General features: G+C 66.8%; 15 protein-coding genes. 2 read left to right on the top strand and 13 right to left on the bottom strand.

The window, feature by feature from the left end:
• The first annotated feature begins 45 nt into the window (after positions 1–45).
• On the top strand, positions 46–597 hold the full coding sequence (locus KIT89_RS02995; protein ID WP_297603061.1) for a hypothetical protein: 552 nt from the start codon (positions 46–48) through the stop codon (positions 595–597).
• Here the strand turns inward: KIT89_RS02995 and KIT89_RS02990 are convergent.
• The 9 genes from KIT89_RS02990 to KIT89_RS02950 all read right to left on the bottom strand — a co-directional run bounded on the left by KIT89_RS02990 (position 584) and on the right by KIT89_RS02950 (position 9,889).
• Positions 584–2,839 carry a bifunctional (p)ppGpp synthetase/guanosine-3',5'-bis(diphosphate) 3'-pyrophosphohydrolase gene (locus KIT89_RS02990; RefSeq protein WP_297603060.1) on the bottom strand — a complete coding sequence of 752 codons (2,256 nt, stop codon included), beginning with the start codon at positions 2,837–2,839 and terminating at the stop codon, positions 584–586. The genes KIT89_RS02995 and KIT89_RS02990 overlap by 14 nt on opposite strands.
• Positions 2,840–2,898: 59 nt before the next feature.
• Complete coding sequence (gene secF / locus KIT89_RS02985; RefSeq protein WP_297603059.1) at positions 2,899–3,909, bottom strand: protein translocase subunit SecF; 1,011 nt, start codon at positions 3,907–3,909, stop codon at positions 2,899–2,901.
• The gene (gene secD / locus KIT89_RS02980; RefSeq protein ID WP_297603057.1) at positions 3,906–5,663 is read right to left on the bottom strand and encodes a protein translocase subunit SecD; all 1,758 of its coding nucleotides are present in this window, start codon (positions 5,661–5,663) and stop codon (positions 3,906–3,908) included. Before secD ends, secF begins: the two co-directional genes overlap by 4 nt.
• Before the next feature lie 77 nt (positions 5,664–5,740).
• Entirely contained in the window at positions 5,741–6,136 is a 396-nt protein-coding gene (gene yajC / locus KIT89_RS02975; RefSeq protein ID WP_297603056.1) for a preprotein translocase subunit YajC, read from the bottom strand.
• Between the two features lie 88 nt (positions 6,137–6,224).
• Positions 6,225–7,244 carry a Holliday junction branch migration DNA helicase RuvB gene (ruvB, locus tag KIT89_RS02970; protein WP_297603055.1) on the bottom strand — a complete coding sequence of 340 codons (1,020 nt, stop codon included), beginning with the start codon at positions 7,242–7,244 and terminating at the stop codon, positions 6,225–6,227.
• Positions 7,241–7,888, bottom strand: a complete 648-nt coding sequence (ruvA, locus tag KIT89_RS02965) for a Holliday junction branch migration protein RuvA (protein ID WP_297603054.1) — start codon at positions 7,886–7,888, stop codon at positions 7,241–7,243. The genes ruvB and ruvA overlap by 4 nt, the downstream gene beginning before the upstream one ends.
• Positions 7,885–8,475 (bottom strand): crossover junction endodeoxyribonuclease RuvC, encoded by a 591-nt coding sequence (ruvC, locus tag KIT89_RS02960; protein WP_297603053.1) that lies wholly within the window; start codon positions 8,473–8,475, stop codon positions 7,885–7,887. Before ruvC ends, ruvA begins: the two co-directional genes overlap by 4 nt.
• A gap of 3 nt (positions 8,476–8,478) precedes the next feature.
• On the bottom strand, positions 8,479–9,243 hold the full coding sequence (locus KIT89_RS02955; RefSeq protein WP_297603052.1) for a YebC/PmpR family DNA-binding transcriptional regulator: 765 nt from the start codon (positions 9,241–9,243) through the stop codon (positions 8,479–8,481).
• Between the two features lie 34 nt (positions 9,244–9,277).
• Complete coding sequence (locus tag KIT89_RS02950) at positions 9,278–9,889, bottom strand: hypothetical protein (protein ID WP_297603050.1); 612 nt, start codon at positions 9,887–9,889, stop codon at positions 9,278–9,280.
• A gap of 113 nt (positions 9,890–10,002) precedes the next feature.
• Here KIT89_RS02950 and KIT89_RS02945 point away from each other — a divergent pair, with 113 nt between their 5' ends.
• Positions 10,003–11,280, top strand: coding sequence for an HNH endonuclease signature motif containing protein (locus tag KIT89_RS02945; protein ID WP_297603049.1), 1,278 nt, complete (start codon positions 10,003–10,005; stop codon positions 11,278–11,280).
• Between the two features lie 2 nt (positions 11,281–11,282).
• Here the strand turns inward: KIT89_RS02945 and pdxT are convergent, their stop codons facing one another.
• The 4 genes from pdxT to thrS form a co-directional block, all read right to left on the bottom strand.
• Positions 11,283–11,885 (bottom strand): pyridoxal 5'-phosphate synthase glutaminase subunit PdxT, encoded by a 603-nt coding sequence (gene pdxT / locus KIT89_RS02940; protein ID WP_297603048.1) that lies wholly within the window; start codon positions 11,883–11,885, stop codon positions 11,283–11,285.
• The gene (gene pdxS / locus KIT89_RS02935; RefSeq protein ID WP_297603046.1) at positions 11,875–12,765 is read right to left on the bottom strand and encodes a pyridoxal 5'-phosphate synthase lyase subunit PdxS; all 891 of its coding nucleotides are present in this window, start codon (positions 12,763–12,765) and stop codon (positions 11,875–11,877) included. The genes pdxT and pdxS overlap by 11 nt, the downstream gene beginning before the upstream one ends.
• 84 nt (positions 12,766–12,849) lie before the next feature.
• Positions 12,850–13,416 carry an HIT domain-containing protein gene (locus KIT89_RS02930; protein ID WP_297603044.1) on the bottom strand — a complete coding sequence of 189 codons (567 nt, stop codon included), beginning with the start codon at positions 13,414–13,416 and terminating at the stop codon, positions 12,850–12,852.
• A 14-nt stretch (positions 13,417–13,430) separates the two neighbouring features.
• Positions 13,431–15,344, bottom strand: coding sequence for a threonine--tRNA ligase (gene thrS, locus KIT89_RS02925; RefSeq protein WP_297603889.1), 1,914 nt, complete (start codon positions 15,342–15,344; stop codon positions 13,431–13,433).
• Between the last annotated feature and the right edge of the window lie 62 nt (positions 15,345–15,406).

The following is a 15,406-nucleotide window of genomic DNA, read 5'->3' as shown; positions in this document are numbered from 1 at the left end:
CAGATGGCGCCCCTCGCGCCGCCGCGAGCGTGCACACTGCTGGGCGTGAGAAGCCGCTTGAGCCCTGTGGTGCACGCCGATCGGTTGTTGACCGCTGCCGAGTTGAGCTCGGCGAGGCTCGACGGCGAGCTGGTGGCCATCGGCGCTGCATTCCAGTTCATCGATCTGCCCGACTCGACGCTCGCGCGCGCGGCATCGCTCGCGCCAGCGCTGCACGACTCGCGCGCCATCGTCAGCGAGCGCACCGCTGCGTGGGTCTGGGGGTGGCTGCCAGAGTGCCGCACCGTGTCGACCTGCGTCTCGATCGCGGCACGTCTGCCGTCGACGGCGCGTCGGCTGCAGGCGACTCGCGAAGTCGTCATCCGGGTCGACGAGGTGGCGCAGCTGGGCGGGGTTCGGGTGACCACCCCGCTGCGCACCGTCGTCGATCTTGCACGGCTCGATGCCGACGACGCGGTCGTCGACATCATCGCGACCGCTCTCAGCACCAACGGCGTGGGCGAGGCAGAACTGCGCGGCGCGCTCGAGCGCAGCCGCAGCGTGTCGCACATCGCACGGGCCCGGCGTCGCGTCGGGCTTGCCCTCAGCCGTTGCTGACCCGGTACACGTCGTAGACCGCGTCGATGCGGCGCACCGCGTTGAGCACACGATCGAGGTGCGTGGTGTCACCCATCTCGAAGACGAATCGGCTCAGCGCGAGTCGATCTCTCGAGGTGTTGACGCTCGCCGACAGAATGTTCACATGGTGCTCTGACAGCACGCGCGTGACGTCAGACAAGAGGCCGCTGCGGTCGAGAGCCTCGACCTGTATCTGCACCAGGAACACGCTCTTCGTCGTGGGCGCCCACTCGACGTCGATCATGCGCTCGGGCTCGGCGAGCAGGCCTTGCACGTTGCCGCAGTCGCCGCGGTGCACGCTCACCCCCTGCCCGCGTGTCACGAAGCCGACGATCTCGTCACCGGGAACGGGAGTGCAGCACTTCGCGAGCTTCACCAGAATGTCGGGCGCGCCGCGCACCAGCACCCCCGAATCGCTCGACCGCACGGGGGTTCTGCCTCGCGTCGGAACCGTGAACGGCTCGTCGTCAGACTCGGCATCGAGATGCAGCGTCGCGACGATCTTCTCGATCACCGATTGCGTCGACACATGGCCCTCGCCGACCGCGGCATAGAGCGCCTCGACCGTCTCATAGCGCAATTGCGATGCCACTTGCCCGACCGAGTCTTGCGATAGCAGACGTTGCAGCGGAAGGTTCTGCTTGCGCATCGCGCGCGCGATGGCGTCCTTGCCCTGCTCGACGGCTTCATCGCGCCGCTCTTTCGTGAACCACTGGCGAATTTTCGAACGAGCGCGCGTGCTCGTGACGAAGTTCAGCCAGTCTTGGCTGGGCCCCGCGTCGGGGTTCTTCGACGTGAAGACCTCGACCGAGTCGCCGCTGTTGAGGGCGGTCTCGAGCGGCACGAGCCTGCCGTTGACCTTGGCGCCCATCGTTCGGTGCCCCACCTCGGTGTGCACGGCGTATGCGAAGTCGACCGGGGTCGCTCCGGCGGGCAGACCGATGACCTTGCCCTGGGGCGTGAAGACGTAGACCTCTTTCGCGCCGATCTCGTACCGCAGGTTGTCGAGAAACTCTGTCGGGTCGCTCGTCTCTGCCTGCCAGTCAGAGATGTGGGCGAGCCAGGCCATGTCGGTGTCAGATCGCTCGATCGCACCCGAACCCTTCGCCGCGCCGGCTGTGCGCTCTTTGTACTTCCAGTGCGCGGCGACACCGAACTCGGCTCGCTGGTGCATCTCTCGAGTGCGGATCTGCAGCTCGACCGGGCGGCCACCGGGGCCGAAGACCGTGGTGTGCAGCGACTGGTACAGATTGAACTTCGGCGTCGCTATGTAATCTTTGAAGCGGCCCGGCATCGGGTTCCAGCGAGCGTGCACGGCCCCGAGCACCGCATAGCAGTCTCGAATCGAGCCCACCAGAATGCGCACCCCTGTCAGGTCGTAGATCTCATCGAAGTCTCGACCGCGGTGCACCATCTTCTGGTAGATCGAGAAGTACTGCTTCGGCCGACCCTTCACCTCGCCCTTGATCTTCGCCTGCCGCAGATCATCTTTGACGGCATCGATCACCTGCTGCACGAAGGCTTCTCGCTCTGGTGTGCGATTCTTCACGAGGTTCTCGATCTCGACGTAGATCTTGGGGTGCAGCACGGCGAACGAGAGGTCTTCGAGCTCCCATTTGATGCTCTGAATGCCCAGCCGATGCGCCAGCGGGGCATAGATGTCGAGAGTCTCTTGGGCCTTGCGCTGCGCCGACTCTGCGGGCACGAAGCCCCACGTGCGCGCGTTGTGCAGACGGTCGGCGAGTTTGACGATGAGCACTCTGATGTCTTTCGACATCGCCACGATCATCTTGCGCACCGTCTCTGACTGCGCGCTGTCGCCGTACTTGACCTTGTCGAGCTTGGTGACGCCGTCGACGAGCATGGCGATCTCATCGCCGAAGTCGCTGCGCAGCTTGTCGAGGCTGTAGTCGGTGTCTTCGACCGTGTCGTGCAGCAACGCCGCGGCGATCGTCTTGGGCCCGATGCCGAGGTCGGCGAGAATCTGGGCGACAGCGAGCGGGTGGGTGATGTAGGGCTCGCCGCTCTTGCGGGTCTGCCCCTCGTGCGCCGCTTCGGCCACCTGGTAGGCGCGCTCGATGAGGGCGATATCGGCCTTGGGATGCTCTGCGCGCACGGTGCGCAGCAAGTGCTCGAGCGCGCCCGCCGGCTGGGCGCGCGAGAAGATGCGCGGCAGCAGCGCGCGCAACGGAGCCCCGCTCTGTTGCGTGGTGTCAGTCATGCGCGCGCCTCCGGCTCGATTCTACGGCCCGGAGTCTGCGAGGCCTGACGTGCTGGCGGCTAGCGAACGGCACCCGATTCGGTGCGCACCACGCGCGGTCGTGACCCCTGCTTCTTGACCTCTGGCTCGTTCGCTCGCAAGTGCACGTAGAACGGCGCTGCCAAGAAGATCGACGAGTACGTGCCCACGAGCGTGCCGATGAACAGGGCGAGCGCGATGTCGCGCAAAGTACCAGCCCCGAGCAGCACCGAGCCGATGAACAGAATCGACGCGGTCGGCAGCACGGCGACGATCGACGTGTTGATCGAGCGCACGAGAGTCTGGTTGACGGCGAGGTTGACCGACTGCGCGAAGGTTCGGCGAGATTCGACGCCGTCTTCACTCGTGTTCTCTCGCACCTTGTCGAAGACGACCACGGTGTCGTAGAGCGAGTACCCGAGAATCGTGAGGAAGCCAATCACCGCAGCAGGCGTGATCTCGAGGCCGAGCACCCCGTAGACGCCCGTGGTGACGATCAGGTCGTGGAAGAGTGCGACGATCGCCGCGGCCGCCATCTTCCAGGTGCGGAAATAGATGGCCATGACGAGGCTGGCAAGCACGAGAAACACGACGAGCGCGAGCAAGGCCGATCTCGTGATGTCGGCGCCCCAGGTGGCACCGATGAACGACGAGCTGACTTCAGACTCGCTCACCGCGTAGGCCTGGGCCAACGCACGGCGAACGTCGTCGGTTTCTGACGGCGTCAGTTGCTCGGTCTGCACACGCACCGAGTCGCCGCCGACGATCGAGACACGGGGGTTCGACCCAGCAACGACGGTGTTGACCGCGTCGATCGCGATCGCGGTCGCGGCGGCGTTGCCTTCTTCGACGGCCGAAGTACCTTGTACGCGGAACTCAGACCCGCCGCGGAACTCAATGCCGAAGACGAAACCGCCCCGCAGCACGGTGAACCCGATGGAGACGATCACAAAGACCGCGGCGATGACGTACCAGAGCCGCCGCTTTCCGACGAAGTCGAACGAGCGCGCCCCCGTGTAGAGGTCGTTACCAAGCTGCGTGAACCGGCTCATCGCTCGTCCTTCCCGTCGCCGCGCGCTTCGGCGGCCTTGCGCTCGGCAATCGTCTGCCGACGTTGCGCCTCTCGGCTGCTACTCGCGACCTTGACTGTAGACACCCCGACCGGAGCCCTGAACTGCGCGCGACCGCGGTAGACAGCCCCGAGCGCCTTGGGGTCAAGGCCGCTGAGCCGGTGACCGCCGCCGAAGAACTGGGTGCGCCCGAGAAGCTGCATCATCGGGTAGGTGAAGAGCACGACAACGATGAGGTCGACGATCGTAGTGACACCCAGCATGAAGGCGAACCCGCGAACGTTGCCCACCGCGAGCAGGAATAGCACGACTGCGGCGATGAAGTTGATGACGTCAGAGATGAGGATGGTGCGGAACGCGCGCTTCCAACCGGCCTCCACCGCGCCATCGACGCTGCGGCCGTCTCGAAGCTCATCACGTATTCGCTCGAAGTAGACGATGAACGAGTCGGCGATGACGCCGATCGAGATCACGAGGGCCGCGACGCCCGCGAGCGAGAGGCGCAGGCCCTGCTGGTTCGAGAGGTAGGTGATGATGAGGTAGGTCACGACGCCTGCGACGATGAGCGACGCGATGATGACGCCGCCGAGCGCTCGATACTGGAAGAACCCGTAGAGCGCCACGAGCACCAGGCCGATGATGCCCGCGATGATGCCGCTTTGCAGTTGCGAGACACCGAGGGTGGCCGAGATGTTCTCGCTCGACTGCACCTCGAAGCCGATGGGCAGAGCACCGAACTTGAGCTGATCAGCAAGAATGCGCGCAGTCTCTTCGGTAAAGCTGCCGCTGATCTGCGGGCGGCCGTCGGTGATGGCGCTGATCGTGCGCGGTGCGCTGATGACGCGGCCGTCGAGCACGATGGCGAACTGGTTCTGCACTCCGCTCAGCGTGACGAGCCGCTCGGTCACTGTGCGGAACTGCTGGGTGCCCGTGCCGTCGAACTCGATGAACACGCCCCACTCGTTGGTGGTGACGCCCGTCGACGAGGCGATAAGCCCCGATCGTGCGTCGACGATGCGCTCGCCCGCCACTTCGACGGGGCCGAGAATGTACTTGACCGACGAGTCTTGCTCGCACGTCACGAGGGGCTCGTCGACGGGTGCCACGTTCGCGCCGACGACGTCGAGGCTCGCGCAATCGAACGATGCGAACAGCTCTTGCAGCTCGGGCGTGATCCAGGCCAGGTCGCTCGCGTTGGTCGGCGTCGCCGTCGGAGCCGGGGCCTCGGTCGGCTCGGCGTCTGGCTCTGGGGCGGTGTCAGTGTCGGTGTCGACTGCTTCACCGTCGGCGGCGTCTCCCTCTGCGTCGTCGGTCGGGCTCTGCCCCGCCGTCGTGTTCGACGCCAGATCGGCGGTGAGCACCGCCCTGAACTCGAGTTTCGCCGAGCTCTGGATGCGCGCGAGCGTCTCGTCATCGGGGGTACCCGGAATCGAGACGACGATGTTCTGGCCGCCCTGGGTGTTGATCTCGGCCTCGCTGACGCCACCGGCGTCGACGCGCTGACGGATGATCGCCACCGCTTGATCGAGCTGCTCTTGCGACACCGACTCGCCGCTGGCGATCTGCGGGCTCAAGACGATCTGCGTGCCGCCCTCGAGGTCGAGGGCGAGCTTCGGGGTCCATTGACCGTTGTTGAAGAGCACGCTGGCACCGTTGGCGGCGATCAACGCCACGATGATCACCAGCAGCCAGACCAACGATCGAATGGCTTTGCGCTCAGTTGTGCTTCTCGCCACCTCGGGCACTCATTTCTTCACGGGGGTGTCAGGGCACGACTGTCAGCAACGTGCCCTGCGCAGAATCTGGTGAGGGTCTAGCTCTCGGTCTTCTTGGTGCGCTTCGGCTTCGCGGGGGGCGCGTCGAGGCTCGACTCGTTGAGCGTCGGCTCGCTCACGGCAGGCGCGTCGTCTTCAGTCATCTCGACTGCCGCGTCGTCGCTCTCGAACGGCTCATCTTCGACGACGCGCGCGAGGGTCTGGCGGTGCACGCGCACTGTGCTGCCCGGGCTGGTCTCGATCGTGGCCACGTTCTGCTCGTCGTCGATGTCGACGAGCGTGCCGAAGAGCCCGAAGTTGGTCATGACCTCAGCGCCCGGCACCATCTTCTGCTGCAGCAGCTCGAGGTCTGCCTTGCGCTTGCGCGAGTTGCGGAACATGAAGAAGATCAGCAGGGCGAGAACGCCCAGCATGACAAGCGTCAACGGATCCATGAGAGTGAAGCCTTTCAGGGAGGTCTATGGCGTGGCGCTGAAGGAGCGCCGGTCGACGAGCGGATGCTCAGCCGAGGCCCGCCGTCAACTATAGGTCATCGGTCAGGGTGGGCTGGGGCGTGTGGCCCAGGTGCGCCCAGGCGCGCGTGGTGGCGACGCGACCGCGCGGAGTGCGCGACAGCAGCCCAGACCGCACGAGGAAGGGCTCGACGACCGCCTCGATCGTCTCGGCCTCCTCCCCCACCGATGCAGCGAGCGTCGAGAGACCCACCGGGCCTCCGTCGAACCGCTCGACGATCGCCGACAGCACCGCGCGGTCGAGCCGATCGAGACCGTGCTCGTCGACGTCGTAGAGCTCAAGCGCAGCACGCACGGCGCTGCGATCGGCGCCCTCCGCGTGCACGAGCGCATAGTCGCGCACTCGTCGCAGCAGTCGATTGGCGATGCGAGGGGTGCCTCGAGACCGACGTGAGATCTCGCCGAGGGCATCGTCGCCGATCTCGAGCTTCAGCAGTCTCGCGGCCCGCACGAGCACCTGGTGCAGTTCGGCGGGCTCGTAGAACTCGAGGTGTGCCGTGAAGCCGAACCGGTCTCGCAGCGGGTTGGGCAGCATGCCAGACCGCGTCGTCGCACCGACGAGCGTGAAGGGCGCCAGCTCGAGCGGAATGCTCGTGGCACCTGCGCCCTTGCCCACCATGATGTCGACCCGAAAGTCTTCCATCGCCAGGTAGAGCATCTCTTCGGCCGAGCGTGCCATGCGGTGAATCTCGTCGATGAAGAGCACCTCGCCCGGCACGAGCGAAGACAGCACCGCCGCGAGATCGCCCGCGTGCTGAATGGCGGGCCCGCTCGTCATCCGCAACGCGCGACCGCCCTCGTGCGCCACGATCATGGCGAGGGTGGTCTTGCCGAGCCCCGGAGGGCCTGCGAGCAGGATGTGATCGGGAGAGCGATTCTGCAGCGTCGCCGCCTCGAGCAGCAGCTGCAGTTGCCGGCGAACCTTCTGCTGACCGACGAACTCGTCGAGACTCGTCGGCCGCAGGGCGCCTTCAAAGGCCAGTTCGGCGTCGCTCTCGGGTGTGGGCCGCAAGACGTCGTCAGTGGTCACGACCGGTCGCCCCTCACGACGTCACCACGTGAGTGGCCGGGGCCGAGCAGGCTCAGTGCTCGGCGCAGCAGCACGGGCAGCGCCGCCGACTCGGCCTGCGGTTCGTCGGCCACCACGGTGCGGGCCGCATCGAGTGCAGTGCGCTCGGGCCAGCCCAGGCCGGTGAGCGCGGCGACGAGCGCGGCCTCGGTGCTGGGCGACGCGCTCTGAGGCGCATCCTGCGCAGCGGTCTTCGCCGCCGCCGGGGCCATGAGCTTGCCCGCGAGCGACACCACGATGAGCTTGGCGGTCTTCGGGCCGATGCCCGAGACGGCCCTGAACGGTGCATCGTCGTCGTCGGTGATCGCACGGGCGATCGAGTCGGGGGTCATGGCGCTGAGCACTCCCATGGCCGACTTCGGCCCGACTCCCGACACCGAGCGCAGCAGTTCGAAGAGCCCGAGCTCGATCTCGTCGACGAATCCGAACAGGCTCATGTCGTCTTCGCGCACGATCAGCGCGGTGTGCACGAGCACTGAGTCAGCGATGTGCAGCTCTCTCGCGTGCCGCTCGGTCAGGGTCACGGCATAGCCGACACCGCCCACGTCGATCACCGCTCGGGAACCCCCCAGAGCGACGACGGTGCCTCTCAGGCTGGCGATCACCTGTCGAGCCTAGAGGCGCGTGCCGACTTCTCTGCCGCGCGCCACGCCACCTGAGCCGGGGTCAAGTCGCCGTGCGGTGCGATCGACGCCCCGAGCACGGCCGGCGAGGCCGCGCCAGTGCGCCACCCGTGGCAGATCGCGAGGGCGAGCGCGTCGGCAGCATCGGCGGGCTTCGGCGCAGCATCCATTCTCAGAATGCGCTGCACCATCGCGGTCACCTGCTTCTTGTCGGCCGAGCCGTGGCCCGTCACGGCCGCCTTGACCTCGCTCGGGGTGTGCAAGGTCACCACCAGGCCTCGGGCCGCGGCTGCGTGCAAGACGACTCCGCTCGCCTGCGCCGTGCCCATGACGGTGCGCACGTTGTGCTGCGCAAAGACCCGCTCGAGCGCCACCGCATCGGGCTGATGCTCGTCGAGCAGAGCCGCGAGCTCGTCGCCGATGGCGAGCAGCCGGCGCTCGAGTGCGAGGTCGGGAGCGGTCTGGATCACCGTGACGGCCACGAGCGTGGCGCGTCGATCGGGCGCGATGTCGACCACGCCGACCCCGCACCGGGTCAGCCCGGGGTCGACGCCGAGCACCCGGGTCATGCGCTACTCGTCGTCGTCGTCGAGTTCGGCGCGCACCTCGGCGCTCAACGACACGTTGGTGAACACGTTCTGCACGTCGTCGAGGTCGTCGATCGCATCGACGAGCCTGAACAGTTTGCGCGCGGTGTCGGCATCGGCCTCGATCTGCAGATTCGCCACGAACTCCGCCTCGGCCGAGTCGTACTCGATCGACGCCTCCTGCAGTGCCGTGCGTGCGGCCAGCAGCTGCGACGGGTCGGTGATGACCTCGAACCCGCCGCCCTGATCGATGACTTCTTCAGCACCCGCGTCGAGCACCGCCATCAAGATGTCGTCTTCGGTGACGCCCTCGGTCTTGGTGATCGAGATGACGCCCTTGCGGCTGAAGTTGTATGCCACGCTGCCGGGGTCGGCCATCGTGCCGCCGTTGCGCGACATCGCCGTGCGCACCTCGGCGGCCGCGCGATTGCGGTTGTCGGTGAGGCACTCGATGAGCAGCGCGAGGCCTCCGGGCCCGTACCCCTCGTACATGATCGTCTGGTAGTCGATCGACTCGCCGGTCAGCCCGGCGCCGCGCTTGATCGCGCGATCGATGTTGTCGTTCGGAACAGACGTCTTCTTCGCCTTCTGCACCGCGTCGACGAGCGTGGGGTTGCCGCTGAGGTCGGCGCCGCCGATCTTGGCGGCGACCTCGATGTTCTTGATGAGCTTGGCGAACGACTTGGCACGGCGCGCATCGATGATGGCCTTCTTGTGCTTCGTCGTCGCCCACTTGGAATGGCCTGACATGGGGCTCCTTGCGGGTCGGAAGTCTGCGGTCAGTTTACGGCAGTGCCTTCGGCTTGATTCCGGCGCGTCGTAGCTCGATCGCCGCGAGAGCCCGCACGACGTCGACATCGCGATCGCGCCACGCCGCTGCCGGGTCGGGATGAACTGCCGCGAGGTCGCGCAGCGATGCCCGGCCGAGCGCGCGCACGGCGAGGGTGTCTGCCGACATGCCGCGGTCGATGAGGGTGCGCAGTTCGGTCGAGCGTCGCGCGAACCTGATGCGGGGCACGAGCCAGACCAGTGCGATGAGCAGCAGCGGCACGATCGTGATCGTCGCGCCGGTTCCGATGGCCACCGTCTCGACCAGCGCCTGCTGGCTTCGACCCGCGTCGGCCACCGCAGCTCCTGCATCGGCCGCGAGATCGAATGGCCCCCTGATGCCGTCGCCGATCAGCGGCACGTCGCCGAGGGCCTCAGCAGCGTCAGTGAGGCCGGTCTGAAAGTCGAGCCCGGCCGTCTCGAGATCGCGACCGAATGCGGCGAAGGCTCGAATCGTCGTGGTCACCAGCACTCCGATGGTGATGACGATGGCGACGCTGACGAGACCGATGAGGTCGGCGATGATCTGTCGAGTGCGGGCAGCCGAGTAGTCAGAGTAGAGGCTCATGCCCCCATGGTGGCAGGCCGGGGCGGCGCTGTGCTGCGTCTGCTCGCGCGACGGCTGCCCGACGGCGATCGGGCACGCCTCGACTGTCGGTGGTCGCTGCTTGACTCATCGCCATGAGCAATCGAATCGAGGCGCGCAACGAGGCAGACGCGCACCTCGACGCGCTGCTCGACGAGCTCATCGAGCTCGAGGTGCGTGAGGCCCGCATCGCCGAGCGCCGTGCTCGACTGGTGAACGACGTGCGTTCGGCGGTGACCGCTGCCGAGGGCGCTCAAAAGGTGGCGGTGAGCATCGCTGGTTGGAGCGCAGAGGTCGTCGCCCGCCGCACGATCATCTCCGAGCTCGCCGCCGCGCTGCGCCTGCCCGAGCGTGCAGCCGAGAACCTCATGCAGTATGCCTGGGCACTCGAGACCGAGCTGCCCGCCACCCGCCGTGCACTCGCCGAGGGGCGCATCACCTATCGTCACGCGACGACACTCATCGACCAAGCCTGGTCGCTGCCCGTCGAGGCACGCGGCGGCTTCGAAGACGCGGTGCTGGCCGCGGCCGAGGTTCGCACGGTCGAGCAGTTCAGGCAGCGGGCTCGCATCGTTCGCGAGCGCCTGCACCCCGACTCGATCGAAGAGCGACGGACAGCGGCGATCGATGCGCGACGAGTGACCCTCGAGCCAGCGCGCGACGGCATGGCCTGTCTCACGGCCCTGCTGCCTGCAGAGCAGGCGTTCGGCATCTGCGAACGCCTGACCGACATCGCGCGAAGCCTCGAGAGCGAGAACGACACCGAACCCGATGGCTCGGGCCGGCGCACCCTTGCTCAGGGTCGTGCCGACGTGCTCGCCGACTTGCTGCTCGACGGGGTCATCCCCTCCAGCGGCCTCGGCCGCGGAGTGCACGCCAAGGTGCTCGTCACCGTGCCGGTTCTGACCCTCCTCGGCCGGCCCGACGCAGCCGCCCCCGCCGAGCTCGAGGGCTACGGCCCCATCGACGATGCGACTGCACGACGGCTCGCCGCCCATGCCCCCTCGTTCACTCGGCTGCTGACGCATCCCGAGACGCAAACAGTGCTCTCTGTCGGCCGAGAACGCTACAGCGTGCCCTCCGATCTGAGGCTCTGGTTGAGGGTGCGCGACGGAACGTGCCGGTTTCCGGGGTGCGGCCGCAGCGCCGCTCGCTCAGAGATCGACCACACACTCGACTGGCAGTTCGCGGGTCAGACCGCGCATGACAATCTCGCACACCTGTGCCCGTCGCATCACCGGCTCAAGCATCACACCGACTGGAGCGTTCACCACCTCGAGCACGGCGTGCTCGAGTGGCGATCACCGAGCGGTCGCACCTACTCGACCCATCCGACAACAGTCATGCCAGCACGCGTCGGAGGGGCTGCCTGACGTCAGCTGCAGGCGGCGACGTGCTCGAGAAACCTCTCATGAAAGCGAGTCTCGCCCGCCACCTCGGGGTGAAACGACGTGCCAAGCAGTCGACCTTGCTCGACGGCGACGATGCGGCCGTCGTCGAGTGCGGCGAGAACAGTGACCCCTGCGCCGACCTCATCGACCACCGGTGCGCGGATGAAGACGGCGTGCACGGGAGGGTCTCCGAGCGCTGGCACGTCGAGGTCGGTTTCGAACGAGTCGAGCTGGTTGCCGAAGGCGTTGCGGCGAACCGCGACGTCGAGGCCGCCCCAGGTCTGCTGGCCGTCGATCGCGTCGTGCAGGCGATCGGCGAGCATGATGAGCCCTGCGCAGGTGCCGTAGACGGGCATGCCGTCGGCGATCCTCGCGCGCAAGGGTTCAGCGAGCCCGAACAGTCGGCTGAGCTTGTCCATGACGCTCGACTCACCGCCCGGAATCACGAGGCCGCCAACCTCGGCGAGCTGTTCGGCCGTGCGCACTTCGCGCACGGTCGCGCCGAGGGCCATCAAGACCGCGACGTGCTCGCGCACATCGCCCTGCAGTGCGAAGACGCCGACGGGCGGAAGAGCCCTACCAGCCACGTTCGGCGAGGCGGTGCGGCGCTGGCAGGTCGGCGACGTTGATGCCGACCATCGCCTCGCCCAGACCGCGCGATGCTGCAGCCACGATGGCGGGGTCGTTGTAGCCGGCCGTCGCCTTGACGATCGCGGCCGCGCGCGCTTCGGGGTTGCCAGACTTGAAGATGCCCGAGCCGACGAAGACGCCGTCTGCCCCGAGCTGCATCATGAGCGCCGCATCGGCCGGTGTCGCGACGCCGCCTGCGGTGAACAGCACGACCGGAAGCTTGCCGGTCTGCGCCACCTCAGCGACGAGCTCGTACGGCGCCTGCAGCTCTTTGGCTGCGACGTACCATTCGTCGGGGGTTCGTGCCGAGAGGGCGCGGATCTCGCCGAGAATCGTGCGAATGTGCTTGGTGGCCTCAGAGACGTCACCGGTGCCTGCTTCGCCCTTCGAGCGGATCATGGCGGCACCCTCGGTGATGCGACGCAGCGCTTCACCCAGATTGGTCGCACCGCACACGAACGGAACCGTGAAGGGCCACTTGTCGATGTGGTTGACGTAGTCGGCGGGGCTGAGCACCTCTGACTCGTCGATGTAGTCGACGCCGAGCGACTGCAGCACTTGCGCCTCGACGAAGTGCCCGATGCGGGCCTTCGCCATGACAGGAATCGAGACCGAGGCGATGATGTCGTCGATCAGATCGGGGTCGCTCATGCGTGCCACTCCGCCTTGCGCACGAATGTCGGCGGGCACCCGCTCGAGCGCCATCACGGCGACAGCGCCGGCGTCTTCCGCGATGCGTGCCTGGTCGGCGGTGACGACGTCCATGATGACGCCGCCCTTGAGCATCTCGGCGAGTCCGCGCTTGACGCGGCTCGAGCCCTGAGTCGTCTCGGTCATTGCTGTGTGCCCTTTCCGGCGAGAGAGGCGCGCGCGAGCGCGCGAGAGTTGCAGTACATGGCGGCGCGGGTCAGTCTACTGCGGTCAGGCTGTGGGCCAGGCGCGCGCCAGCTCGTCGCGAACCTCGCCGAGCAGCCGCGGAACAGCCTTCGTGCCGGCGATGATCGGAAAGAAGTTCGAGTCGAGTGCCCACCGCGGCACGATGTGCTGATGCAGGTGGGCGGCGATTCCCGCGCCAGCGATGCGACCCTGGTTCATGCCGATGTTGAATCCCTGACACCCCGATGTCGAGCTGAGCACGCGCATCGCGGTCTGGGTGAGGGCTCCGATCTCGGCTACCTCCTCGGCATTCGCCTCGTCATACAGCGCAATATGCCGATACGGGCACACCAGCAGGTGCCCGCTGTTGTACGGGTAGAGGTTGAGCAGCACGTAGGCGTGCGTGCCTCGCGCGACGATGAGCGCCTGCTCATCGGGCAGCTCGGGCGCCCGGCAGAACGGGCACGCATCGTCGTCTGGCTGCTGGCCGCTCTCGATGTACACCAGCCGATGCGGCGTCCACAGCCGCTGGAACGCATCAGGCACCGCTGCGAACTCTGCACCGTTCTCTGCAGAGACTCCTTCGAGCGCGCCGTGGCCGTCGACAGTCATGAGTGGATGCTCGACTACAGTTCGGCCGACCGCGACGAGATCGCGCTCGTAATGCGGTCGATCGCCTGCTCGACGGGCACACCGTTGACCTGCGAGCCATCGCGGAATCGGAAGCTCACGGCTCCGTTCGCTCGGTCTTGCTCGCCCGCGATCAGCAGGTACGGAACCTTGCCGGTGGTGTGCGTGCGGATCTTCTTCTGCATGCGATCGTCGGAGTCGTCGAGCTCAGCCCGCACTCCCGCCGCCCGGAGCTTCTCGATCACGTCTCCGAGATAGTCGCGGTACTGCTCGGCCACGGGAATGCCGACGACCTGCACCGGAGACAGCCACGCCGGAAACGCGCCGGCGTAGTGCTCGAGCAGAATGCCGAAGAAGCGCTCCATCGAGCCCAGCAGTGCACGGTGGATCATGATGGGCCGCTGCTTGCTGCCGTCGGGCGCCGTGTATTCGAGGTCGAATCGTTCGGGCAGGTTCGGGTCGATCTGCACTGTCGAGAGCTGCCAGGTGCGGCCGATCGCATCGCGGGCCTGCACCGAGATCTTCGGCCCGTAGAACGCAGCGCCCCCGGGGTCGTCGACGAGTTCGAGCCCGGAGCCCAGGGCGACGCGCCGCAGCGCGTCCGTCGTGTCGCTCCACATCTGCTCATCGCCGAGCCACTTGTCCTTGACGTCATCGCGGGTCGAGAGTTCGAGATAGAAGTCGGTGAGCCCGAAATCACGCAGCATGCTGATGACGAGCTCGAGCGTCTTGCCCACCTCGTCTTCGAGCTGGTCGGGGCGCACGAAGAGGTGCGCGTCGTCCATCGTCAGGCCCCGAACGCGCGTCAAGCCGTGCAGGGCGCCCGAGAGCTCGTTGCGATACACGGCACCGAACTCGCTGTAGCGCATCGGGAGGTCGCGATAGCTGCGAGGGCGCTCGCGATAGATGAGGATGTGGAACGGGCAGTTCATGGGCTTCAGGTAGTAGTCCTGACCTGCCTTGATGATCTCGCCGTCATCGTTGCGCTCTTCGTCGAGGCGCATCGGCGGAAACATGCTGTCGGTGTAGTTCGACAAGTGGCCGCTGCGCTCGAAGAGGTCGCTCTTGGTGATGTGCGGCGTGTAGACGTACGAGTAGCCGGCCTCGCGATTGCGGCGCATCGCGTGCTGCTCCATCTCTTGCCGCACGATCGCACCGCGCGGGTGCCAGACCGACATGCCTGACCCGATCTCGGTCGGAAACGAGAACAGATCGAGCTCGACACCGAGCTTGCGGTGATCTCGCTTCGCGGCCTCTTCGAGCCGCCCGAGGTGCTCGCGAAGCGCGTCTTTCGTGGGCCAGCCGGTGCCGTAGATGCGCTGCAGTTGCGGATTCTTCTCAGAACCCCGCCAATAGGCAGCAGCGACGCGCGTGAGCGACCATCCGTTGCCGATCATGCGCGTGTTCGGCAGATGAGGGCCGCGGCAGAGGTCTTTCCAGTAGACCTCCCCCGTCTTCGGATTCACGTTGTCGTAGATCGTCAGCTCGCCAGCGCCCACCTCGACGCTCTCGCCGTCTGCCCCGTCGGCAGCGGCGCCCTTGAGCCCGATGAGTTCGAGCTTGAACGGCTCGTGCGCGAGCTCCGCTCGAGCCTCGTCATCGGTCACCACCCTGCGAACGAAGCGCTGACCCTGCCGGATGATGCGATCCATAGCCTTGCTCAGCGCGGCGAGGTCGTCGGTCGTGAAGGGGGTTGCGACATCGAAGTCGTAGTAGAACCCGTCGGTGATGGGTGGGCCGATGCCGAGCTTCGCCTCAGGGTTGAGCGACTGCACGGCCTGGGCGAGCACGTGCGCGGTCGAGTGCCGCAGAATCGCCAGTCCATCGGGCGAATCGATCGTGACCGGCTCGGCCACGTCACCGGGCCTCAGCGTGAAGGCGAGGTCGCGAAGCTCGCCAGCGACGCGCATGGCGACCACGGCGCGATCGGTGAAGATGCCGAATCCGTCTGTCGCTTCCGTGACCGCCACCG

Origin of the sequence: Microcella sp., assembly GCF_025808395.1 — a bacterium.
Lineage (GTDB): Bacteria > Actinomycetota > Actinomycetes > Actinomycetales > Microbacteriaceae > Microcella.
This window is presented reverse-complemented; position numbering and strand designations above follow the sequence as displayed.

What these genes read in the sequence shown, in the direction of transcription:
- pdxS (WP_297603046.1), bottom strand. Translation starts at nt 12,765, where the DNA reads ATGACCGAGACGACTCAGGGCTCGAGCCGCGTCAAGCGCGGACTCGCC.
- yajC (WP_297603056.1), bottom strand. Translation starts at nt 6,136, where the DNA reads ATGGATCCGTTGACGCTTGTCATGCTGGGCGTTCTCGCCCTGCTGATC.
- KIT89_RS02945 (WP_297603049.1), top strand. Translation starts at nt 10,003, where the DNA reads ATGAGCAATCGAATCGAGGCGCGCAACGAGGCAGACGCGCACCTCGAC.
- ruvC (WP_297603053.1), bottom strand. Translation starts at nt 8,475, where the DNA reads ATGACCCGGGTGCTCGGCGTCGACCCCGGGCTGACCCGGTGCGGGGTC.
- KIT89_RS02955 (WP_297603052.1), bottom strand. Translation starts at nt 9,243, where the DNA reads ATGTCAGGCCATTCCAAGTGGGCGACGACGAAGCACAAGAAGGCCATC.
- thrS (WP_297603889.1), bottom strand. Translation starts at nt 15,344, where the DNA reads ATGCGCGTCGCTGGCGAGCTTCGCGACCTCGCCTTCACGCTGAGGCCC.
- KIT89_RS02930 (WP_297603044.1), bottom strand. Translation starts at nt 13,416, where the DNA reads ATGACTGTCGACGGCCACGGCGCGCTCGAAGGAGTCTCTGCAGAGAAC.
- KIT89_RS02990 (WP_297603060.1), bottom strand. Translation starts at nt 2,839, where the DNA reads ATGACTGACACCACGCAACAGAGCGGGGCTCCGTTGCGCGCGCTGCTG.
- KIT89_RS02950 (WP_297603050.1), bottom strand. Translation starts at nt 9,889, where the DNA reads ATGAGCCTCTACTCTGACTACTCGGCTGCCCGCACTCGACAGATCATC.
- secF (WP_297603059.1), bottom strand. Translation starts at nt 3,909, where the DNA reads ATGAGCCGGTTCACGCAGCTTGGTAACGACCTCTACACGGGGGCGCGC.